This is a genomic window from Streptomyces hokutonensis, assembly GCF_042751305.1.
In the GTDB taxonomy this organism is placed as follows: Bacteria; Actinomycetota; Actinomycetes; order Streptomycetales; family Streptomycetaceae; genus Streptomyces; species Streptomyces hokutonensis_A.
The window spans coordinates 14,127-34,989 of the sequence record NZ_JBHYWD010000003.1 but is presented as its reverse complement, the minus strand read 5'-3'; the positions used below and the strand labels follow the sequence as shown (position 1 = coordinate 34,989).

The following is a 20,863-nucleotide window of genomic DNA, read 5'->3' as shown; positions in this document are numbered from 1 at the left end:
CAGAGCTCGGCGGGATGATCGTCACGCGTCGATCACGACGTCCTCCAGCGGCTTCGAGCAGCAGAGCAGGATCTTGTTCTGGGCGATCTCGCGCGGCCGGATGCCCCCGTTGTGCCGCATGTCGACGGAGCCGGAGAGCAGGGTCGTCTTGCAGGTGCCGCACATGCCCTGCGCGCAGGAGGCCGGCAGGCTGAGGCCGGCTCGGGACGCGGCGGCGAGGAGCGAGGTGTCGGCGTCGCACTCGATGGTGCGTCCGGTGCGGGTGAACTCGACCTTGAAACCGGTGTCCGTAGCGGCGCCGGAGGAGGGAGCGGCCTGCCCGGTCGGCGTCTCGAAGGTGAAGCTCTCCTCGTGGTAGTGGTCCATGTCGAGGCCCGCGTCCGAGACCATCCGTCGTACGGCGGCCATGTAGGGGGCGGGGCCGCAGGTGAAGACCTCCCTTTCGAGGAAGTCCGGCGCGATCTGCCGCAGCGTCTCGATGGTCAGCCGGCCGCGGTGTCCGCCCCAGGGGGCGTACGGGCGGTCCTCCTCGCAGATGTGGACGATCCGGATGTTGGGCGCGGTCGCTGCGATGAGGTCGAGTTCATGGCGGAAGACGATGTCCGCCGGAGTGCGCGCGCTGTGCAGGAACACCACGTCGGCGGGGTCCGCGAGGTCGTACAGCGTCCTGGTCATCGACATCGACGGCGTCACCCCGACGCCCCCGGAGAGGAACAGGTACTTGGGTGCAGGATGCCGGGCCGTGGAGAAGTCGCCTAGCGGTCCGTGCGCCCGTACGGTGTCGCCCGGCCCGAGGTGGTCGTGCAGCCAGTTCGACACGAGACCGCCCGGTACGCGCTTCACCGTGATCGACAGCAGGAAGGGGCGGGTGGGCGGTGAGGAGATGGTGTAGCAGCGCTGCACCGGCCGGCCGTCGATCTCGAGGGTCAGTGTCACGAACTGGCCCGGGTCGTGCCGGGACAGCCGGGGTTCGGCGCACTCGAACACGAACGTGGAGACGTCGTGCGTGACCGGCTGCACCTGACGGCAGACCAGCAACTCCTCGTCCTCGCTCATGGCTGGAGCTCCAGGTGGGACTTGAGCCTGGTCACGTACCAGTTGACGAACGCCTCGACCTGTTCCTCCGTCGGACCGTACGGGCCCGGCAGATAGGCCGGGCTGCTGATGCCCCGGTGGGCGCGAGCGACCAGCACCGCGTCCTGGTCGTTCGTGGCCTGCCACACCTTGGTGAGGGTGTCGAGGTCGTAGTCGATCCCCTCGACGGCGTCGGCGTGCACGAGCCAGGTGGTGCGGACGAGGGTGCGGTCCGGGCCGAGCGGGATCACGGAGAAGGTGATCGCGTGGTCGGCCATGAAGTGGAACCAGGAGTTGGGCTGGATGTGCATGGACAGCCGGCCCAGGCGGGCCGTGGGGAAGTCCGCCAGCAGGCGCTTGCACGCGGCCGTGCCGTCGGGGGTGTACGACTCCCCGGCGAGGTCGAGTGGTTCGCGCTGGATGCGGAAACCGGAGGGCCGGGTGTCCAGTTCCTCGATCTCGGCGTAGGGCAGGCCCAGGGAGTCGTAGGTCTCGCGGGCCTCGGCGTCGGCCACGAGGAAGCGCTCGTAGGCGGGGCGCAGCGCGGGCGGGATGTCCTTCTCCTGGTAGCCGTAGATGGGGAAGTAGCAGGCCTGGAGCTCGGGATGACCCACGCAGTGGTAGCACTCCCGGTTGTTCTCCATGGTCAGTTTCCAGTTGCCGTTCTCGACCAGGTCGATCTGCGTGGCGACCTTCGCCTCGGCCAGGCGGTGCGGTGCGAGGTACGGCTCGATGCGCGCGGCGACCTCGTCGAAGTCCTCCGGCGGTTCCTGGGCGAGACAGACGAAGACCAGCCCGGCCACCGTGCGCGCGTGCACGGACCGCAGCCCGAAGCAGGACGGGTCGAAACCGGGCGCCTGGGACTCGGCGTACAGCAGCCTGCCGTCGACGCCGTACGTCCAACGGTGGTATCCGCAGACGATGTTGCCCACCGAGCCGCGCTCCTCGTTGAGGATGCGCGCCCCGCGGTGGCGGCAGACGTTGTGGAAGGCCCGGACGTCCTCGTCGTCGTCGCGCACGACGATGACCGAGTACGACCCGAGGTCGACCGTCACATAGTCGCCGGGCTCGGGAAGCTCCGCCTCGGCGGCCACGAACAGCCAACTCCGGGCGAAGACGGCCTCGATGTCGAGGTCGAAGAACTCCTCGCCGACGTAGAACGGCGCTTCGAGGCTCTGACCGGCGGGACGGCGGGCAACGAGGTCGCCGACGTCGGAGGTCGCTTGCTTCATCTCATCTCTCCGGTACGACTGGGGAGTTGACGTGCGGACGGGGGGTGGCGCTCAGACCGGCAGGCACAGCCGCAGCGCGTCGTGGATCGCGGCGTGGATGTTGCGGGAGGCGACGGCGTCGCCGACGCGGAAGAGCTGGTAGCGGCCCGCCTCGTTGTGGACCACGGACTGTCGCTCGTCGGCCAGCAGGGCGCGGTGGTCGACCTCGCCCAAGTTGCTTGATCCGGGGAGGAGTTCGACGTACAGCTCGTCCGCCGGCAGGGTCCCGTGCTCCACGACCACGTGGTCCACGATCCGCTCGGTCTCGGTCTCCGTGTACTCGCTGTAGAGGGTCGCGGCCAGCCGTCCGTCCCCGGTGCGGCGCACGGAGCGCAGCCGCCGGGCGAGCGTGATGGTGACCTCGTGCGCGGTGAACGCCCGTAGGTAGGCGGGGGAGTTCATGCTGCCGACGTCGGGGGCGAGGGCGCGCTCCGGGGTGACGTACTCGATCCGGAGGTCGGGCGACGCGGTGAGGACCTCAACGGCGTCCATGGCCGGGTAGCCGCCGTGGTCGTCGTAGACCAGGATCTCGCCGCGCGGGCGCCGCAGCGAGCCCGTCATCACGTCCCAGGTGTCGGAGACCAGGTTCTCGCCTGCGGTGAGGAAGCTGCGGTTGGGCATGCCTCCGGTGGCGACGATCACGAGGTCGGGGTGTTCGGCGAGGACGTCGTCGGGCTCGGCGTACGTGCCCAGGCGTACGTCGACGCCGAGGATTTTGCACTCGGCGAGGCGCCAGTCGGCGATCTGGATCAGGTCGGCCCGGCGCGGGTTCGACGCGGCGAGCCTGATCTGCCCGCCGGGCTGGTCGCTCGCCTCGAACAGGACGACGTCGTGGCCACGTTCGCCCAGCACGCGCGCCGCCTCCAGGCCGGCGGGTCCCGCTCCGACGACAACTGCCTTCCTACGGCGACCTGTTGTGCGGGGGACGAGGTGGGGCAGGTGGAGTTCACGGCCGGTGGACGGGTTGTGGACGCACTTGGTGTCGCCCGAGTCGTAGATCGCGTCGAGGCAGTAACTCGCCCCGACGCAGGGCCGGATGCGGTCCTCCTGGCCGGCCTTCACCTTGGCGACCAGGTGTGGGTCGGCGATCTGCGCACGGGTCATGCCGACCAGGTCGAGCAGTCCTTCGCGCAGGGCGTGCCGTGCGGTGGCGACGTCGGCGATGCGTGCCGCGTGCATCACGGGGATAGAGAGGCGTCGCTTTATCTCGCCGGTGAAGTCCAGGTACGGGCCGAGCGGGGTGCCGATGGACGGGATGGCCTTCGCCAGGGACGCGTCCCGCTCTATGGAGCCGTGGATGGTGCTGATGAAGTCGATGCCGTCGGCGGAGTATCGCTGGGCGGCGGTGATCGCCTCGTCGAAAGTGAGGCCGCCGAGTTGTGCTTCGTCCAGCGACATCCGGATCCCGACGACGAAGTCCGGGCCGACGGCTTCGCGCACCGCCCGGATCACCCGGCGCGGAAACGCCATACGGTTCTCGAGGCCGCCGCCCCACTCGTCGTCGCGGTGGTTGGTCGCGGGGGAGAGGAAGCTGTCCAACAGGTGGCCGTACGCCTCGAGTTCGATGCCGTCGAGACCGCCCTCCCGGCAACGGACCGCCGCGGAAGCGTAGTCGGCGACGATCCGGTCCAGGTCCCAGGGCTCGGCGGCTTTGGGGAAGGCGCGGTGCGCGGGTTCGCGCAGCGGTGAGGCGGACACCACAGGGAGCCAGTCGCCGGTGAAGTTGCTGGTACGGCGGCCGAGATGGGTGACCTGACACATGACGGCGGCCCCGGCCTCGTGCACGTCGTCGGTGAGCCGGCGCAGCCACGGGACGATGTCGTCGCGATACAGGAGCAGGTTGCCGAACGCCGGCGGGCTGTCGGGCGAGACGACCGCCGAGCCGCCGATCATCGTGAGACCGACCCCGCCGCGCGCCTTCTCCACGTGGTAGGCCCGGTAGCGATCCTTGGGCATGCCGTCCTCGCCGAACGCCGGTTCGTGGGAGGTGCTGACCACGCGGTTGCGCAGGGTGAGGTGCTTGAGCCGGAAGGGCTGGAGCAGGGGATCCAGGGTGGCTGAGGGCACGGCTGCTCCTCGGAGGATGCTGTCGCTGTTTCGCGATGCAAAACAGCATCGCCATACGAGACAAATGGTGGAGCTGGGAATCCCCGGCCGTCAAGAGCCCGCCGTGTTAACTCGCCGTGCGCGCGGCGCTCATCCGCGTTTCACGTACCCCCGGCGCCAGGAGATCTTCGCGGCGGCTGCCAGCAGCTGCTCCGCGAGACCGGGCACGGTGTCCTCGTCGATGCGGAAGGTCGGTCCGGACAGGGTCACGGCCGCGATGACCTTGCCGTCCAGGGCGCGGATCGGGGCAGCGATGGCGGCCAGCCCGATCTCGTGCTCCTCGCTGGTGGTGGCGTAGCCCCGCTCGCGGACCGTCTCGAGCGCCGCGGCCAGGGTCGTCGGGTCGACGATGGTGTGCGGGGTGTATTTCTCAGCGTCCCTGGCGAGGATCTCCGCGACCTGGTCGGGGGGCATGTGCGCCAGGAAGAGCTTGCCCGCCGCGGTGGCGTGCAGCGGGGCGCGTCGGCCGACCCAGTCGATGCTCGCGATCGCCGCCGCGCCGATCGCCTGGTCGATGGTGATCACGTCGTGCCCGTCATGGATCGCCACGTTCACCGTGTCGCCCACGGCCGCGGCCAGTTCCTGGCAGACGGGACGGCTCAGCAGGGACAGGTCGTTCACCTTGCTCGCCCCGGCGGCGAGTTCGACCATCGTGTACCCGATGCGGTACCGCCCGCGCTCGGTGTCCTGCTCGACCAGGCCCCGTGACTCCAGGGTCGCCAGCAGCCGAAACACTGTCGACTTGTGGATGCCCAGTTCCTCGGCGATCTCGGTCACACCACTGGGACCCCGCGTGGCCAGCACCTGGAGGATCGACACCGCCCGGTCGACGGACTGCACCGAGTGATCACGTGGGCGGCTTCCGTTGCTGGTCATGGCGGAAGGGTAATCGAGGGGCGGACACCGGTCGCGAGCCCCGGACGGCTGCTTCCAGGACCGTCGTGCGTGGGTGCCCGACTTGCCCGTCAGGCCGTCACTCGCCCCTCAGGCCGCCGCTCGATCGTCAGCCGGTCTTCCAGAGCGTCAGCTCGGCGACGTAGTCGCGGGCCTTGATGCCAGAGGCGTCCGTCTGGACGACGACGTCCTTGATCTCGATCATCGCGAGGTTCTTCTCGTCGGTGACGGTGCACAACAGCGTGCCCTTGGTCAGTTCCTTGCCCTGGTCGGCGTCGGCGAGTTGGGAGGGCAGCGCGTTCGCCGCCGCACCCTCGGCGCACTCCTCGGGGGTGGGGCCCGCGCTCTTTCCCATGGTCGTCACGAGGTTCAGCGTGTGGGCGGTGCCCCACTCCGCGTACTGGAGCTCGGCGCCCGTCGTCGAGCTGGAGGCGTGTGTGTCGATCCGCGGCGAGTCCAGGTCGACGTTGGTGTACGAGCTGCGGCCCGTCGTGAACTGGGCGCGCAGGGTGAGCGGCTTGTCCTTGAAGACCGCGGTGTAGCCGCTGGCCGTCGAGCTCGTGGAGGGGGACGCGGTGGTGCCGGTGGAAGCTGATGAGGCGGTGGTCCGTCCCTTGCCTCCCTGCGCGCCGGTGTCCTTGTCGTCGTCACGGGTGAAGACCCAGGCCGCCGCTGCTACGACCACCACGGCGAGCGCGGCGGCGCCGACCGCCATCGGGGTCCGGCTGCGGGTCGGAGTCGTGGCCGAGGGCGGTGCCCCGGGCGGGAACGAGGGTGCCGGGCCGGCGGCGGGCCGTGGCTGTGGGGGCCGCGTCGGAGCGTGCTGCGTCGACGGGTCGGGTCCGGACGTCTGGGTGGGCGTGTACCCGCCGGGCGTCGCGGAGTTGGCTGCCGCAGCGGCGGGAGGCACGGTGGTCGCACCCGCCGCGCCCGCGTCCGGCGAGGCGCTCGGCAGGCTCACATCACTCGCCGACTCCCCTTGCTCGCCCACAAGTTGCTCCCGCTGCGCAATGTCCGCCGCAACCGGCGCCGGCAGCCAGTCGGTGAAGTCCCGCAGCGGGCGCTCGGCCAACTCCTGGCACAGGGCGGCCAGTTCGGCGGGGGCGGGGCGGGCGGCCGGGTCGGCTGCCAGCGTCCGTTCCAGGACCGCGCGCAGCGGCTCGGGGTACGACGTCAAGTCCGGTGGGCGGAACTCGGTGTTGGCGATCTTCGTGGCCAGCGTGATGGCCCCGGAGTCGCCGTACGGATGGCGGCCGGTCGCGGCCACGGCGGCGATCAGGCCGAGAGAGAAGACGTCGGCGGCCGGGGTCTGTTCCTGGCCGTTCGCGTGCTCCGGCGACATGAACTGCGGGGTGCCGATGAGCCCGCCGCTGCGGGTGAGCTGGGTGGCGTCGGCGGCCCGCGCGATGCCGAAGTCGATGATCCAGGGGCCGTCGGAGCCGATGAGGATGTTGCTCGGCTTCAGATCCCGGTGGATCACACCGGCCCTGTGCACGGCGTGCAGTGCCTCCGCCGCGCAGCCGGTCAACTGGAGCACCGTGGGCAGCGGGAGCGTCCCGTGCAGGGCGAGGACCCGGTCCAGGGCGAGGCCGGGGACGTAGACGGTGGCGAGCCAGGGCTGTGGACCGGTGGTGTCGTGGTCGACCACCGGGACGATGTGGTAGCCCTGCACCCGGCGGGCGGAGGTCGCCTCCTGCTCGAAGCGGCGGCGGAACTCCTCGTCCTGGGCGTACTCTCGGCGGATCACCTTGAGGGCGACGGGCTGGTTGCCGCGCGTGCGCGAGAGGTAGACGGACCCCATGCCGCCCTCGCCGATCCGGGCGAGCAGCCGGTAACCTGCCACGTCCCGTGGGTCGTCGGGGCCCAGAGGTCTCAAGTGGCCGCTGTTTCCATCGTTGTTCAAGATGTACGTCCCCCCTCGCCAGGCGAGTGATCGTACCGGCGCAACCCGGTCATCCGGAAGTATCCGAGGAGATCAAGGAAGAACGGTGAAGGTCGGGGAGAATCAAGGCAGTTGACGGGTCTCGTCGGACTGTGGAGGCGTGCGTGGAACAACATCTGGTCCCCTCGGCGGAGGACGCGGACTACCTGGTGGAGCTCTCCAACGTCGTGCGCCAGACCTCCGTCGGCCCCCGGGGACCGCGCTCCCTGCGCCGACTCGGGCTCGTCCTGCGGGCGTTGACGGAACTCACCGGAGACCCCGATGTCTCCGTCTACCTGGTCGCCGACACCAGTCTGCTGGGCGGGCACCGGGAGTTCGGCGATCCGGCCGAGGTACGACGGCTGCGTCGCTGGGTCGCCGACGGGCTGGTCGAGGAGGTGGACGACGCCGACGAGCGCATCCTGGACCTGGCCCGGATGACCGGTACCCGGGTCGTCACCGGGGACCAGTACGTCGACCATCGCGTCGAACACCCGTGGATCCAGGGCAACACCTGGCAGTTCCTCAGACCTGAGCCCCGGCCCGACGGCTCGGTCGCCCTCGTGGCCATGGACATGGGCGTGCGCACGGAGGCCGAGATCTCCTACCGCATGGAACTCGCGGCCCTCAAGAAGCAGGGCCTGCTCGGCCCGGCCCGCACCCCGCTGACGCAGGTCATCATGCGCAACTGGCGCTGCCCGGAACCCCGTTGCACGCTCTACGACGTCCACAGGGGTGATCGCGTCCTGCTGCCGCGCATGCGGCGCGGAGTCCCCACCTGCGAACTGCACGGCGCTCCGCTGGCCGACGAGGGGCCGAGGCCGGCCGCCGCCCAGCTCAAGGTCGTCATCGACGGTGTCTGCGTGGCCCGTTACACCCTCGACGAGGGTTCCGAGGCGCACGTCGGACGGCTGCCGGGACCCGAGGGGATCGCCCTGCACAGTCTGCTGTCGCCGGAGGTCGCCGCGCAGGTCAGCCGTCGGCATGTGGCGCTCTCCGCGCGGGGCGGGACGGTCCTGGTCCGTGATGTCAGCACCTACGGGACGCGCATGCGCGGAGCCGGCCGCAGAGGCGTGCCCGACTCCTGGGAGACGCTGCCGCCGGGGGCCGACCGGTCCTTCCGGCCCGGCGACGAGGTCGAACTCGCCCCCGGTGTCGTCCTCACCCGCAGCGGCCGGCGTTTCCCCGCCGAACTCGCCGACGCCTGGCGCACGGAGACCGGAGGGAGTGCCGTACCGCCCACTGCGGCGGCACCCACGCGACGGGTCTGACCGCGAAAGGGAGTTGGCGGTGCGATGTACGACCGCACCGCCAACTCCCCTTCCGTCAGCCGATGATGCGGTGCGTCGTCCAGAACGAGGTCAGGTCCGTGGTCGTAGCGGCCTGGGCCGCCGCCTTGAACTCGGCCGTGGTCGAGACGCCGTACCAGTGTGAAGTGGCGTAGTCCTTCAGGAGTTTGGCCATCACCGTGTCACCGAGGGTGCGGCGCAGGTCGTGCAGGGCGCACTTGCCGTAGCCGTAGACGACGGTGGAGTAGCGGGACGAGTGGGCGTCCCAGTAGGCCATCGAGTTGGTGATGTTCTCCGCCGACGACGCCCAGGAGACGTTGTTCCAGCAGTTGGTGCCGGTCAGGCCCTGGGCCAGGTCGGTGGCGTAGTCGGTGAACGCCTCGTCCAGCCAGGGGCTGTTGTACTCGTCGTCGCCGACGATGCCGTAGAACCACTGGTGGCCGATCTCATGGGTGAGGGCCGTGGTGCTGACCAGATCGAGGACGAAGCCGGGGTACTCCATGCCGCCGAACCAGAAGTTGTTGTCGATGACGGCGTCCAACTCGCCGTACGGGTAGGCGCCGAAGCGTCCCGCGTGGGCGTCGACTGCGGACTTGGCGGTCGTGAGCATCGACTGGGCGTTGGCCGAGCTGATGCCCGTCACCGAGTAGATGTTGATCGGGGTGCCCGCCGTCGACGTACCCGAGATCTTGGTGAACGGACCCGCCGCCCACGCGAAGTCGCGGACCTTGGACGCGGTGGCCGTGGTGATCGTGCGACCGCTGGAACCGGCGGTGTCGACCGAAGTTCCCGTGGCCGGCACCGAGATGGTGGTCGGGTGGTCCAGGGTCACCTTGAAGTCGGCGGCCAGGGAGTAGAAGGACTCGCCGTTGTTGGTGTACGGGTCCAGGTGCCAGCCCGAGCCGTCCTTGATCGCGAGGACCGGCAGCGCGTTGCCGATCATGCTGAACGCGCCGTCGTAGCCGAACCGGTCGGCGCCGCTCGGGACCGTGATCCCCAAGTCGAAGCCGATCGTGGTCGATTGACCCTGCGCGAGCGGGGTCGGCAGCGCGATCTGGAGGGCCGTGCAGGCGACCGAGAGGGCGCCCGCGGTGCCGCCGGTGACATTGGTGACCGTGATCGGCGGCGCGGAGCAGGTGCCGTGGTAGTTGTCCCACAGCCGCAGGTACACCTCGGTGAGCGGGGTGGCCGACGCGTTGGTGAAGGTCGTGCTCTCGTGGCCGGTCCACACCGTGCCGGCGGTGTTGCTGCTCAGGCTCACCGTGTACGCCGGGGCGGCCGGCGTGCGCGTCGAGTCGGCCGGCGGGGCGGTGTCGCCCGAGGTGTTGAGGGCGATGTCGTCCAGGACGAAGCTCGTCTGGAGACTGGAGTCCTCGACGCCGGAGAAGGCGAGGCTCACGGTCTGGCCCGCGAACGACGACACGTCGAACGACTTCTGGACATACCCGGTGGCCTTGTTCAGGTTCGAGTAGGTCGCGAGGGTCGTGCTGCCGATCTTCGCCGTGAGCTTGTCGTACGCGGTGGACGAGGTCGTCTCGGCGGTGTCGATGTGCAGCCAGAAGGTGAGCGTGGCGCTGCTGCACCCGGACGGGATCGTCACACTCTGGGAGAGCGTGTCGGTGTGCGTGCCGCCGGTGCCGTCGAGCCAGGCGAAGCTGGTGCCGCCGTGGGCGCTCTGCCCGGTGCGGCTGGTGATGACGGTCGTCGAGGACTGCGTCCAGGACGAAGTACCGCTCTCGAAGCCGCCGTTGGCGACCACCTGCGCCGGAGTGCAGGCGGCGGCCACGGGAGCCGCGGAGGGTGCCGCGGCGGCCGGGGTGACGGGGAGCGAGAGGGCGGCCACCGCGGCTACGGCGAAAACACCGGCTGCGAGGGCCTTGTGGGGGGTCGATCTCACACGGAACTCCTTCTACGGCGGCCGGGATTCCGGCCTGCTCGGTGGCCGCCCGGTCGGCTGGGGTGCGCCGGAGAGCGGCCGTGGGGTGCGCGTTACGGTTGCGTGATCGCGGGGGAAGCTTCGCAGATTTGACCGGGCCATGCCATAAAAAGGAGGAAGTGTGCGCATGAAGGGGAGGAAGGTGCGAACGAGGGCCCGAGGGTGCCGTGGCGTACGCCTACGTTGACCGGGTCATGCCTGGACTTGGCCTCCGGTTGGCCGAATGTACGCCTTCGATTGCTTCCATCGAGCGATGGACCACATCACGTTCCTCGTGGCGGTCGTGATCGTCACGGCCTTGGCCTTCGATTTCACCAACGGATTCCACGACACCGCCAACGCGATGGCGACGTCCATCGCGACCGGGGCGCTGAAGCCCAAAGCGGCGGTTCTGATCAGTGGGGCCCTCAACCTCGTCGGCGCCTTCCTGTCCACGGAAGTCGCCAAGACGATCTCCGGCGGCATCGTCGACGACACGCTCGTGACCCCGGGGATGATCTTCGCGGGGCTCGTCGGCGCGATCCTCTGGAATCTCCTGACCTGGTTGCTGGGACTGCCCTCCAGTTCCTCGCACGCCCTGTTCGGTGGCCTGATCGGCGCGGTCTGGGTCGGCGCTGGCTCCGACGGTGTCCACTTCGACAAGGTCGTGGAGAAGATCCTGATCCCCGCGGTGGCCTCCCCACTCGTGGCCGGAATCGCCGCTCTCCTCGCCACCTACCTCGCCTACAGGATCACCGCCCGGGCCCGCAAGGACTCGGTCACCAAGGGCTTCCGGCTCGGCCAGATCGCCTCGGCCTCGCTGGTCTCCCTCGCGCACGGCACGAACGACGCCCAGAAGACCATGGGCGTCATCACCCTCACCCTGATCTCGGTGGGCGCGCTCGGTCACGACGCCGGTCCGCCGGTGTGGGTCATCACCGCGGCGGGACTCGCCATCGGCCTGGGCACCTACATCGGCGGCTGGCGCATCATCCGCACGATGGGCAAGGGACTCACCGACATCCAGTCCCCGCAGGGCTTCGCGGCCGAGGCCGCCTCCACGACCGTCATCCTCACCTCCGCCCACCTGGGCTTCGCGCTCTCCACCACGCAGGTCTGCTCCGGCGGCATCCTCGGCGCGGGACTGGGCAGGCGACTCGCAGAGGTGCGCTGGGGCACCGCCGGCCGCATGGTCATCGCCTGGCTGGTCACCCTTCCGGCCGCCGCCGCGGTCGGCGGCCTGTCCGCGACCGTCGTCAAGCACGGCGGCAACCTCGGTACGGCGCTGATCGCCCTGATCGCCGCCGCCGTGGCCGGATTCATCGTGATCGCCTCGCGCCGCAACCCCGTGCACGCGGACAACGTCAACGAGACCCACGAGGTCACCATCCGCAGCGGGGCGTCCCCGGACGTCCGTACGGCCGCCTGAGTCAAGGGAGTTGACTGATGAGTGTGGACTGGAACGCCCTCGGCGAGGTCGCCGCGGTGAGTGTCGGAGTGACCGTCGGTGTGGTCGTCATCTTCGCGCTGGGCATCCTGGGCCTCGCCCAGGTCGAGGCCGCCCGCGAACAGGACGGCGGCACGCACGCGATCGGATTTGCCCAGGCGGGGTTGTGCTTTCTCGCCTGTGCGGCTGTCGTGGCATACGGCATATATCTCATCGTGCCGCAGTTCCACTGAGTACCGCTGATCACTGAACGTATCGAGAGGAGGCCGGGATGACTGAGCTGTTGTCGGGGCTGCGCGTCGACTACACGGACCAGGACGACCCGGTGCTGATCCGGCCCGACGGCAGCCCGGTGGACACCTGGCGCGAGAACTACCCGTACGAACAGCGCATGGAGCGCAAGGAGTACGACTGGCACAAGCGGCTCCAGCAGATCGAACTGCTGAAGCTCCAGCGCTGGGTCAAGGAGACCGGACGCCGGCTCGTCATCGTCTGCGAGGGGCGGGACGCGGCCGGCAAGGGCGGCACGATCAAACGGTTCACCGAGCACCTGAACCCGCGCGGTGCCCGTGTGGTCGCCCTGGAGAAGCCGAGCGAGCGCGAGAGCGGTCAGTGGTACTTCCAGCGCTACGTCCAGCACCTGCCGACCGCCGGTGAGATCGTGCTGTTCGACCGGTCCTGGTACAACCGGGCCGGAGTGGAGCGCGTGATGGGGTTCTGCTCCGAGGACGAGTACCGCCGTTTCATGCGGCAGGCCCCGCTGTTCGAGCGGATGCTGACGGACGACGGCATCGACCTGATCAAGTTCTGGTTCTCCGTCTCACAAGGTGAACAGCGCACCCGTTTCACGATCCGCCAGGTGGACCCCGTACGGCAGTGGAAGCTCAGTGCGATGGACCTGGAGTCCCTGGACCGCTGGGACGACTACACCGCAGCCAAGGTCGCCATGTTCCGGGAGACCGACACCGAGCAGGCACCCTGGACCGTGGTGAAGAGCAACGACAAGAAGCGGGCCCGCGTCGAGGCCATGCGCAGCGTGCTGGCCCGCTTCGACTACGCCGACAAGGACGAGGACGTCGTCGGCAGCCCCGATCCACGCATCGTCGGCGCGGCGGCCACCTTGCTGGAGGCGGGGGAGGACGACACGGCGGCCGTCTTCTAGGGGCGGGTCGGTCCCGCGCCGCAAGGGGCGCGGGGAACTGCGCGACCAGCCACGACGGCGCCGCAGCCGAACGACGACACATCGCCGCTCGGCCGGCGCAGCGCCTAGTCGCCGTCTCGCGGAACGAGCGTCACCCGGTGGAAGTTGCAGCCGGTCATGGGCGGGTTCCCGGAAGGGGGCCCGCCCGCATGTGCTTTGAGGGCGACGCTGACCAGGCTCAGCAGCAGGTCGACGTCCGTCTCGCAGTCCAGGTGGACGGTCACCCAGCGGGAACCCGGGATGATCCGGATCGCCGTCGACTCACTCAGATCGTGGTGGAACCGGAGGATGGCCCCGACGGTGAGATGCAGGTCCACATCGTGATCGGAGTGGAAATGCACGATCTCGCTGTGGACGGACCGCAGCGCCCGACCCGTGCCACAACTGGCCGGGCCCGCACTGAGGTCGGGCCAGCCTGTCAGTCGCTGCATGGCTCTCTCGGCCAGGGTCATGTACCCATCGTGTACTGCTCACCGCTTCGCAACCAGAGGTTGAGCGATTTGTAACCGTGGCGTGAGGTACCGCACACCTCTGGAGTGGCCGGTGTGCGGTATGCCGCGCCGGGTCAACTCGCGTCCGCCACCAGCTTTTCGTAGCCCACGAGCCGTACACAGGTGGCCACCCCGTCGATGATCTCCTCGATCTCCGAGGCGTCCGGGAAGGAGGGGGCGATCCGGATCGTACGGTCCCCGGGATCGTCGCCGTACGGATGGGTGGCGCCCGCCGGTGTGAGGGCGAGGCCGGCGTCCGCAGCGCGGCGGACCACCTCGCGGGCGCAGCCGTCGGGGACGTCGAGGGTGATGAAGTAACCGCCCCTGGGCGTCGACCAGGTGGCGAGACCGGTGTCTCCCAGCCGGTCGGCGAGGATGCGCAGCACGGTGTCGAACTTCGGCCGCAGCAGCTCACGGTGCTTGCGCATGTGGGTGCGCACCCCGTCCGGGTCGCGGAGGAACATCGCGTGCCGCAGCTGGTTGACCTTGTCGGGGCCGATGGAGCGCTTCGCGCTGTAGCCGCGCAGCCAGGCCACGTTGGCCGGGGACGAGCCGAAGAACGCCACACCCGCACCGCCCAGCGTGATCTTCGAGGTGGACCCGAAGACGAAGACCCGGTCGGGGCTGCCGTGCTCCGCGCAGGCGGCCAACAGGTCGGCGATCTCCACCTCTTCGTCGGTGAGGTGGTGCACGGCGTAGGCGTTGTCCCAGAAGATCCGGAAGTCGGGCGCCGCAGTCGGCATCGCGGCGAGCCGTCGTACGACCTCGTCGCTGTAGCAAGTGCCGTCCGGATTGCTGTACTTGGGCACGCACCAGATGCCCTTGACCGCCGGGTCGTCGGCGACCAGGCGCTCCACCACGTCCATGTCGGGACCCTCGGCGGTCATCGGCACCGGGATCATCTCGATGCCGAAGCGTTCGCACAGCGCGAAGTGCCGGTCGTAGCCGGGGACCGGGCACAGGAACGCGACCCGCTCCTCGTCCGCCCAGCGGCCCGCCGCCCCGGGAAGCGTGCCGAGCAGCGCGTGCACCAGGCAGTCGTGCATCAGCTCCAGGCTGGAGTTGCCCACGGCGAGCAGCTGCCCGGCCGGTACCTGGAGGAACCCGGAGAAGATCTTCCTGAGCTCCAACAGCCCTTCCGCGCCACCGTAGTTGCGGCAGTCCGTGCCGTCTGCGGCGGTGTAGCGGTCGCCGGGCAGCGAGAGCAGTTCGGCGGACAGGTCGAGCTGCCGCGCGGAGGGCTTGCCGCGGGTCAGGTCGAGCGACAGCTTCTTCGTGAGGAGGGCTTCGTAGTCGCTCCGGGCCGCGTCGAGGCGGGCCGGGAGGGAATCGGCGCTGTGCGAGGGTGAGGGAGACGTCACGGAGGTCGACGCTACAAAGCCGCGTCTCGCACCACAAACCGATAAGAGCGGCCCTCACCGGGAGGGACCCGGGCGAGGACCAGGCCACGCGACGTCGATGTCGGATTCCCGCCAGCCCCGGCCCGGCCCGTATCGGATGCTGGACACATGCAGAACGGGATGCACACCGACACGGAGCGCTGTGTGCGCGCCGTCCAGTCCAAGGACGCGCGCTTCGACGGCTGGTTCTTCACGGCCGTCCTGACCACCCGCATCTACTGCCGGCCCAGCTGCCCGGTCGTACCGCCCAAGCCCGAGAACATGACGTTCTACCCGAGCGCGGCGGCCTGCCAGCAGGCGGGGTTCCGGGCCTGCAAGCGCTGCCGTCCGGACACCAGCCCCGGCTCCCCGGAGTGGAACCAGCGGGCCGACCTGGTCGCGCGAGCGATGCGCCTGATCGCCGACGGCACCGTGGACCGCGAGGGCGTCCCCGGCCTCGCCGGCCGCCTCGGCTACAGCACCCGCCAGATCGAACGCCAGCTCCTCGCCGAACTCGGCGCCGGCCCCCTCGCCCTGGCCCGCGCCCAACGCGCCCAGACGGCAAGGCTGTTGATCGAGACGACCGCGCTCCCGATGGCGGAGATCGCCTTCGCCGCCGGCTTCTCCTCGATCCGCACCTTCAACGACACCGTGCGCGAGGTCTTCGCCCTGACACCGAGCGAGTTGCGCAACAGGCGCCCCAGGACGACCGTCCTCACCCCCGGCACACTCACCCTCCGCCTGCCGTTCCGGGCTCCGCTCAACCCCGACAACCTCTTCGGTCATCTGGCGGCGACCGCCGTACCGGGCGTGGAGGAGTGGCGGGCCGGCGCGTACCGCCGCACCCTCCGCCTCCCCTACGGCCACGGCATCGCGTCCCTCACCCCCCGGTCCGACCACATCGCCTGCCGGCTCACCCTCAGCGACCTGCGCGACCTGCCCGTGGCCATCAGCCGCTGCCGCCGCATGCTCGACCTGGACGCGGATCCGGTCGCGGTGGACGACCAGCTGCGGACCGATCCCGTACTGGCACCGCTGGTGGACAAGGCACCGGGCCGACGTGTCCCGCGTACGGTCGACGAGGCCGAGTTCGCCGTACGGGCCGTACTCGGCCAGCAGGTCTCCACGGCGGCGGCCCGCACCCACGCGGCCCGTCTGGTCACCGCCCACGGCGAGCAGGTCGACGACCCCGAGGGCGGCCTGACCCACCTGTTCCCGTCCCCGGAGTCACTGGCGGCGGTGAACCCGGATTCCTTGGCGATGCCACACACCCGCCGCACCACCTTCACCACCCTGATCACCCAACTGGCCGACGGAACACTCCACTTGGGCGTGGAGAGCGACTGGACGGAGACACGAGCCCGGCTCCTCTCCCTCCCCGGCTTCGGCCCCTGGACGGTCGACGTCATCGCCATGCGCGCCCTCGGCGACCCCGACGCCTTCCTCCCCACCGACCTCGGAATCCGGCGCGCGGCACAGGAATTGGGCCTCCCGTCGACCCCGGCCGCGCTCACCGCCCGCGCGGCGGCCTGGCGGCCGTGGCGGGCGTACGCGGTCCAGTACCTGTGGGCGACCGACAACCATCCGATCAACTTCCTTCCTGTGTAAGGGAAAACAGAAGTGACGAAGCACCACACGGTGATCGACAGCCCCTACGGCCCACTGACCCTCGTCGCTGACGACGACGGCACCCTCTGCGGTCTCTACATGGTCGACCAGCGCCACCGTCCCCCGGAGGAATCCTTCGGCACCCCCGACGACATCCCCTTCACCGAGGCCACCGCGCAACTACAGGCCTACTTCGCGGGCGAGTTGAAGGAGTTCACCCTCGAACTGCGCCTGCACGGAACCCCGTTCCAGCGCATGGTCTGGGACCAGCTCCGCCGCATCCCCTACGGCGAGACCCGCTCCTACGGCGACCTCGCCGACGCCCTCGGCAACCCGGGCGCCTCCCGCGCGGTCGGCCTCGCCAACGGCAAGAACCCCATCGGGATCATCGTCCCCTGCCACCGGGTAGTCGGCGCGAACGGCAGCCTCACGGGCTACGGCGGCGGCCTGGACCGCAAGCAGCGGCTGCTGGACTTCGAGAGCGGGGCGGCGCTTTTCTAGACGCCCTGCAGAGTCCGCAGAAGCTCGGGCAGGGCCGTCCCGATCGGCTCCCGTACGACCTCGTCGGCCCGCTCGTCGTACGGCGTCGGCTCGGCGTTGACGATGATCAGCCGTGCCCCGTGGTCGGCGGCGACCCCGGCGAGCCCTGCGGCGGGCTGGACCTGGAGGCTGCTGCCGACGGCGATGAACACCTGACAGGCCTTGGTGATGGCGGCGGCCTCGCCGAGGACGACGGGGTCGAGCCGCTCGCCGAAGAAGACGGTCGCCGACTTCAGGATCCCGCCGCACTTCAGGCACGGCGGATCCGCCTCGCCGGCCGCGACCCGGGCGAGGGCGTCCTGCATCGGCCCGCGCGCATGGCATCCGGTGCAGCTGAACTCCCGTGCGGTGCCGTGCAGTTCGAGCACCTTGCGGGCGGGCAGGCCGGCGAGCTGGTGCAGTCCGTCGACGTTCTGCGTGATGACCCGCACGGGTACGCCGGACTTCTCCAGCTCGACGATCGCCCGGTGCGCGGCGTTCGGCTCGGCCTGGAGCGTGCGGTTCTTCCGCCGCATCTGCCACGACCGGCGCCGGATCTCGGGGTCGCCCATGTAGTACTCGTACGTCACGAGTTTCTCGGCCTCGGGATCCCGCCGCCACACCCCGTTGGGCCCGCGGTAGTCGGGGATCCCGGAGTCGGTGGAGATGCCCGCGCCACTCAGCAGGGCGACGAGAGGCTTGTTCATGGGCCGAGGGTAGGTCGCCCGGGCGCCGGTAGGCGAACGGATATCAACCGCCCGTCGCCCCAGCGGGTCGCCGCGATCAGAGCGGCCAGAACGGCCGGGCCGGTCCACCACCAGCCCGTGATCCGCCGCACGGACGGCGGCCGGCACACCCCCACAACCGCACCGGCGGCACCGATCGCGAGGACGCACGAGAGCACGATCCCGGCGTACGCGTCGTCGTCCCAGGGCCCCGACGGGGGAAGGGCCGGGCATCGGTGCCGTGGGCTCCCGGCCTCGTCCGTATGTTCGGGATGCGCCCGTGAGTGCTGGCGTCCGCCCATGGCCAAGGTGAACGTCTCGCTCGACGCAGCGCTCGTCGTGGAAGTCATGGTGCTTGCAGGCGTGAGCAACCCGCAGGACGCCGTCGAGCTCGTCCTGCGCGACTTCATCCAGCGCGGCCACCGCACGGAAGCCAGGGCCGAGGAACGCGATGACGCGCTGCGCGAGGTGGACGTGAAGCCCCGGGAGGTCGAGGGCTGAGAGCCGCGCCGGCGGGAAGGCGTCAGCCCACCCGCCGCCCGTTCTCCAGCTCCGCCGTCCCCGACCCCTCCGCCAGCACATCGAGCCCGACCAGGACGCGGAGCCCCAGCGAACCCGGCAGGTACTCCGTGAGTTCCGTGCGCGGGACGAGGCGCCAGGACAGGAGTTCCTCCTCCTGGAGTCGGATCGACTTGAGGTCGTTCGGGGTGAGGACTCCGCCGTCGTAGAGGTAGGCCACCAGCGGTGGGTAGTCCGGGCCGTGGTAGATCCAGTCGACGGCGAGGAGCGGACCGAGTTCGACGTCGAGGCCGATCTCCTCCAGCGTCTCGCGGCGCGCGCCCTGGCGTGGTGTCTCGCCGTCGTCCGACTCGATGGTGCCGCCCGGAAGAGCCCAGCCCTCACGGTAGTTGGGCTCGACGAGCAGGACGTTGCCCTCGGTGTCGCGGAAGAGGGCGGCGGCCCCGGCGAGGATACGGGGGAGACCCGCGAGGTACGTGGCGAAGTCTGGCGTGGTGGTCATTGAGGAAGGGTAACCAGCCCGCGCAGCCGTCTCTCCGACTCGCTGCCCGGCTCCGGGAAGTGACAGACCAGGCTCAGCCAGGGCGCCTCCTGCACCGCGAGCCGTACGAACGACACCTCGATGTCACCCGCGCGGGGGTGGTGGTAGCGGCGCAGGGAAGAGCGGAACTCCACCACCTCGTGGGCCTCCCACAGCCGCGCGAAGTGCGGGCTGGTGGCGGTGAGTTCGTCGATCAGCTCGGCGAAGCGCGGGTTGTCCAGTTCGTACGCCGCCTGCTGTCGCAGCAGGCCCGCCATCCACTCCGTCTCCGCCTCCCACTCGGGCATCAGGGCGCGGATGCCGGGTTCCCTGAACAGCAGCCAGGCGCTGTTGAGTTCACGGCGCGGCCGGTCGAGGAGGGCGGCGCCGAGGACGGCCTCCTGGGCCGGGTTCCAGGCCAGGACGTCGAAGCAGCGGTCGATGACGAAGGCCGGGTTCGGCATCAGCGTGTCGAGGAACGTCCGTACGGCGTCCGGCACTTGGAGGGACCGCTCGGCCGGTTCGGGCGCGGCCCTGCCCGCCAGCCGGAACAGGTGCGCGCGTTCCACCTCGTCCAACTGCAGCGCCCGGGCCAGGGCGAGCAGGATCTGCGGGGAGACATTGATGTCACGGCCCTGCTCCAGCCACGTGTACCAGGTCAGGCTGACACCGGAGAGGAGGGAGACCTCTTCGCGACGCAGACCCGGAGTTCGGCGCCGGCCGCCCGCCGGCAGCCCCGTCCCGTCCGGATCCGCCCGCTCACGGCGGGACCGCAGGAAGGCGGCGAGGGCCTTGCGGCCGTGATCCCCGGATTCTGGTGGTGGTGTCGCTGGCACCAGTTAATTCTGCACTCTTCAAGTGGGCGGCGGCCCGGCGCAGGGTGAGAGGGACACCGGACTCCATGGTGTTCTGAACTCCCTTGTGAAAGGCGGCCCTTGTGGCTGAGCTTCCCCTGTCCACTCCCCGCACCGTCCTGGTCACCGGCGCCACCGGCGGCGTCGGCTCCGCCGTCGCCCGAGCCCTGCACGCCTCCGGCTGGACCGTGTACGCCGCCCACCGCCGCCCCGAGGACGCGGAAGCGCTGCGGCACGCCGGCTTCACCCCCGTCCGGCTCGAACTCACCGACGAGGACTCCGTCTTCGCCGCGGCCGACCAGATTGGACCGCGCCTGGACGGACTCGTGAACAGCGCCGCGATCATGGGCCAGGGTCCCGTCGAACTGACGCCCGCAGAGGCATGGCGCCGTCAGTTCGAGATCAACGTGATCGGCCAGGCGACCGTCATCCGCGCCTTCCTGCCCGCACTACGCGCCTCCGGCGGCCGTATCGTCAACATCGGCGCCGTCTCGGCACGGGTCCCGCCGCCCTTCTTCGGCCCCATCGCCGCCTCCAAGGCCGCGCTCGCCGCACTCACCCACTCCCTGCGCGCGGAACTCCGCCACCAGGGTGTCAAGGTCACCCTCGTCGAACCCGGCGCCATGGACACCCCGATCTTCGCCACGGCGGACAAGGCGAGCGCGGAGCTGGGCTGGGCCGGTTCGCCGGAGACGCGGCAGCACTACGCCCGCGCCCTGGACGCCGTACGAGCGACAGCCGCCCGCCAGCCGCTCGGCCCGGTCACCCCGGCCGTCGACGCGGTCGTCCGCGCCCTCACCGCCCGCCGCCCCGCGACCCTCACCACCAGCGGCCGCGACGGCCGTGCCCTCGCCCTGCTGCGGTTCCTGCCGGACGGGCTGCGGGACCGGGTGGTGCTGAAGGCGTTCGGAGTGACGGCGGAGGCGTTCGAGGACGCGCCCCTTAGGGAGTCGCCCGCAGCCCGTCCACGATGAGGTCGAGGATCCGCCCGGCGCGCGCCTCCCCGCCCCGCGCCGGATCGATCCCGGACTTCAGCGAACCGTCGGCGGCCCCGGCCTTCAGGAGTACGTCGATCGCGGCCGCGAACGCCGCGAGCCCCTCGTCGTACGCCTCGGAAGGCGTCACCGACG

At 70.2% G+C, this 20,863-nt stretch carries 20 protein-coding genes; 8 read left to right on the top strand and 12 right to left on the bottom strand.

Annotated elements, in window-relative coordinates:
* Window positions 1–21: 21 nt before the first annotated feature.
* From ACFXC1_RS10035 to ACFXC1_RS10015, 5 genes are all read right to left on the bottom strand, one after another.
* Window positions 22–1,056 carry an FAD-binding oxidoreductase gene (locus ACFXC1_RS10035; RefSeq protein WP_381241202.1) on the bottom strand — a complete coding sequence of 345 codons (1,035 nt, stop codon included), beginning with the start codon at window positions 1,054–1,056 and terminating at the stop codon, window positions 22–24.
* Window positions 1,053–2,306, bottom strand: a complete 1,254-nt coding sequence (locus tag ACFXC1_RS10030) for an aromatic ring-hydroxylating oxygenase subunit alpha (RefSeq protein ID WP_381241200.1) — start codon at window positions 2,304–2,306, stop codon at window positions 1,053–1,055. Before ACFXC1_RS10030 ends, ACFXC1_RS10035 begins: the two co-directional genes overlap by 4 nt.
* Window positions 2,307–2,357: 51 nt before the next feature.
* Entirely contained in the window at window positions 2,358–4,412 is a 2,055-nt protein-coding gene (locus tag ACFXC1_RS10025; RefSeq protein ID WP_381241199.1) for an oxidoreductase, read from the bottom strand.
* Window positions 4,413–4,541: 129 nt separating this feature from the next.
* On the bottom strand, window positions 4,542–5,327 hold the full coding sequence (locus tag ACFXC1_RS10020; protein ID WP_381241197.1) for an IclR family transcriptional regulator: 786 nt from the start codon (window positions 5,325–5,327) through the stop codon (window positions 4,542–4,544).
* A 127-nt stretch (window positions 5,328–5,454) separates the two neighbouring features.
* On the bottom strand, window positions 5,455–7,188 hold the full coding sequence (locus ACFXC1_RS10015; protein WP_381241196.1) for a serine/threonine-protein kinase: 1,734 nt from the start codon (window positions 7,186–7,188) through the stop codon (window positions 5,455–5,457).
* 203 nt (window positions 7,189–7,391) lie between these two features.
* Between ACFXC1_RS10015 and ACFXC1_RS10010 the strand changes: the two genes are divergently transcribed.
* Window positions 7,392–8,537: an FHA domain-containing protein gene (locus tag ACFXC1_RS10010; RefSeq protein ID WP_381241195.1), complete on the top strand. Its 1,146-nt coding sequence runs from the start codon at window positions 7,392–7,394 to the stop codon at window positions 8,535–8,537.
* 55 nt (window positions 8,538–8,592) lie between these two features.
* Here ACFXC1_RS10010 and ACFXC1_RS10005 read toward each other — a convergent pair whose 3' ends face one another.
* Window positions 8,593–10,452, bottom strand: coding sequence for a M1 family aminopeptidase (locus ACFXC1_RS10005; protein WP_381241194.1), 1,860 nt, complete (start codon window positions 10,450–10,452; stop codon window positions 8,593–8,595).
* A gap of 292 nt (window positions 10,453–10,744) precedes the next feature.
* On the opposite strand from ACFXC1_RS10005, the gene ACFXC1_RS10000 reads away from it, so the two are divergent.
* Genes ACFXC1_RS10000 through ppk2 form a run of 3 tightly spaced genes read left to right on the top strand, consistent with a single transcriptional unit; the run spans window position 10,745 to window position 13,079 of the window.
* On the top strand, window positions 10,745–11,899 hold the full coding sequence (locus tag ACFXC1_RS10000) for an inorganic phosphate transporter (protein WP_381241192.1): 1,155 nt from the start codon (window positions 10,745–10,747) through the stop codon (window positions 11,897–11,899).
* Window positions 11,900–11,916: 17 nt separating this feature from the next.
* Window positions 11,917–12,150, top strand: coding sequence for a hypothetical protein (locus ACFXC1_RS09995; protein ID WP_381241191.1), 234 nt, complete (start codon window positions 11,917–11,919; stop codon window positions 12,148–12,150).
* Between the two features lie 38 nt (window positions 12,151–12,188).
* Window positions 12,189–13,079 carry a polyphosphate kinase 2 gene (ppk2, locus tag ACFXC1_RS09990; RefSeq protein WP_381241190.1) on the top strand — a complete coding sequence of 297 codons (891 nt, stop codon included), beginning with the start codon at window positions 12,189–12,191 and terminating at the stop codon, window positions 13,077–13,079.
* A 104-nt stretch (window positions 13,080–13,183) separates the two neighbouring features.
* Here ppk2 and ACFXC1_RS09985 read toward each other — a convergent pair whose 3' ends face one another.
* Both ACFXC1_RS09985 and ACFXC1_RS09980 read right to left on the bottom strand, forming a co-directional pair.
* Window positions 13,184–13,570, bottom strand: a complete 387-nt coding sequence (locus ACFXC1_RS09985; RefSeq protein WP_381241188.1) for a luciferase domain-containing protein — start codon at window positions 13,568–13,570, stop codon at window positions 13,184–13,186.
* Window positions 13,571–13,683: 113 nt separating this feature from the next.
* Window positions 13,684–14,970, bottom strand: a complete 1,287-nt coding sequence (locus ACFXC1_RS09980; RefSeq protein ID WP_381241187.1) for an aspartate aminotransferase type Ic — start codon at window positions 14,968–14,970, stop codon at window positions 13,684–13,686.
* A 147-nt stretch (window positions 14,971–15,117) separates the two neighbouring features.
* On the opposite strand from ACFXC1_RS09980, the gene ACFXC1_RS09975 reads away from it, so the two are divergent.
* Both ACFXC1_RS09975 and ACFXC1_RS09970 read left to right on the top strand, forming a co-directional pair.
* A complete protein-coding gene (locus tag ACFXC1_RS09975; protein ID WP_381241185.1) occupies window positions 15,118–16,596 on the top strand; it encodes a DNA-3-methyladenine glycosylase 2 family protein in 1,479 nt (492 codons plus the stop codon).
* Window positions 16,597–16,608: 12 nt separating this feature from the next.
* The gene (locus tag ACFXC1_RS09970; RefSeq protein ID WP_381241183.1) at window positions 16,609–17,097 is read left to right on the top strand and encodes a methylated-DNA--[protein]-cysteine S-methyltransferase; all 489 of its coding nucleotides are present in this window, start codon (window positions 16,609–16,611) and stop codon (window positions 17,095–17,097) included.
* Here ACFXC1_RS09970 and ACFXC1_RS09965 read toward each other — a convergent pair.
* Window positions 17,094–17,822, bottom strand: a complete 729-nt coding sequence (locus ACFXC1_RS09965) for an SIR2 family NAD-dependent protein deacylase (protein ID WP_381241181.1) — start codon at window positions 17,820–17,822, stop codon at window positions 17,094–17,096. The genes ACFXC1_RS09970 and ACFXC1_RS09965 overlap by 4 nt on opposite strands.
* Window positions 17,823–18,140: 318 nt before the next feature.
* On the opposite strand from ACFXC1_RS09965, the gene ACFXC1_RS09960 reads away from it, so the two are divergent.
* Window positions 18,141–18,341, top strand: coding sequence for a type II toxin-antitoxin system VapB family antitoxin (locus ACFXC1_RS09960; protein ID WP_381241179.1), 201 nt, complete (start codon window positions 18,141–18,143; stop codon window positions 18,339–18,341).
* 22 nt (window positions 18,342–18,363) lie between these two features.
* Here the strand turns inward: ACFXC1_RS09960 and ACFXC1_RS09955 are convergent, their stop codons facing one another.
* Together ACFXC1_RS09955 and ACFXC1_RS09950 are read right to left on the bottom strand one after the other, a co-directional pair.
* The gene (locus ACFXC1_RS09955) at window positions 18,364–18,861 is read right to left on the bottom strand and encodes an NUDIX domain-containing protein (RefSeq protein ID WP_381241178.1); all 498 of its coding nucleotides are present in this window, start codon (window positions 18,859–18,861) and stop codon (window positions 18,364–18,366) included.
* Complete coding sequence (locus ACFXC1_RS09950) at window positions 18,858–19,715, bottom strand: helix-turn-helix transcriptional regulator (RefSeq protein ID WP_381241177.1); 858 nt, start codon at window positions 19,713–19,715, stop codon at window positions 18,858–18,860. Before ACFXC1_RS09950 ends, ACFXC1_RS09955 begins: the two co-directional genes overlap by 4 nt.
* 101 nt (window positions 19,716–19,816) lie before the next feature.
* On the opposite strand from ACFXC1_RS09950, the gene ACFXC1_RS09945 reads away from it, so the two are divergent.
* Window positions 19,817–20,707: an SDR family NAD(P)-dependent oxidoreductase gene (locus ACFXC1_RS09945; RefSeq protein ID WP_381241176.1), complete on the top strand. Its 891-nt coding sequence runs from the start codon at window positions 19,817–19,819 to the stop codon at window positions 20,705–20,707.
* Here the strand turns inward: ACFXC1_RS09945 and ACFXC1_RS09940 are convergent.
* Window positions 20,676–20,858, bottom strand: a complete 183-nt coding sequence (locus tag ACFXC1_RS09940; RefSeq protein ID WP_381241174.1) for a hypothetical protein — start codon at window positions 20,856–20,858, stop codon at window positions 20,676–20,678. The two genes, ACFXC1_RS09945 and ACFXC1_RS09940, sit on opposite strands and share 32 nt — an antisense overlap.
* Between the last annotated feature and the right edge of the window lie 5 nt (window positions 20,859–20,863).

Excerpts from the sequence above, each read along its gene's own strand:
- ACFXC1_RS10035 (WP_381241202.1), bottom strand. The coding sequence starts at position 1,056 with ATGAGCGAGGACGAGGAGTTGCTGGTCTGCCGTCAGGTGCAGCCGGTC.
- ACFXC1_RS09955 (WP_381241178.1), bottom strand. The coding sequence starts at position 18,861 with ATGACCACCACGCCAGACTTCGCCACGTACCTCGCGGGTCTCCCCCGT.
- ACFXC1_RS09975 (WP_381241185.1), top strand. The coding sequence starts at position 15,118 with ATGCAGAACGGGATGCACACCGACACGGAGCGCTGTGTGCGCGCCGTC.
- ACFXC1_RS09985 (WP_381241188.1), bottom strand. The coding sequence starts at position 13,570 with ATGACCCTGGCCGAGAGAGCCATGCAGCGACTGACAGGCTGGCCCGAC.
- ACFXC1_RS10020 (WP_381241197.1), bottom strand. The coding sequence starts at position 5,327 with ATGACCAGCAACGGAAGCCGCCCACGTGATCACTCGGTGCAGTCCGTC.
- ACFXC1_RS09995 (WP_381241191.1), top strand. The coding sequence starts at position 11,917 with ATGAGTGTGGACTGGAACGCCCTCGGCGAGGTCGCCGCGGTGAGTGTC.
- ACFXC1_RS10000 (WP_381241192.1), top strand. The coding sequence starts at position 10,745 with ATGGACCACATCACGTTCCTCGTGGCGGTCGTGATCGTCACGGCCTTG.
- ACFXC1_RS10030 (WP_381241200.1), bottom strand. The coding sequence starts at position 2,306 with ATGAAGCAAGCGACCTCCGACGTCGGCGACCTCGTTGCCCGCCGTCCC.
- ppk2 (WP_381241190.1), top strand. The coding sequence starts at position 12,189 with ATGACTGAGCTGTTGTCGGGGCTGCGCGTCGACTACACGGACCAGGAC.
- ACFXC1_RS09960 (WP_381241179.1), top strand. The coding sequence starts at position 18,141 with ATGGCCAAGGTGAACGTCTCGCTCGACGCAGCGCTCGTCGTGGAAGTC.
- ACFXC1_RS09965 (WP_381241181.1), bottom strand. The coding sequence starts at position 17,822 with ATGAACAAGCCTCTCGTCGCCCTGCTGAGTGGCGCGGGCATCTCCACC.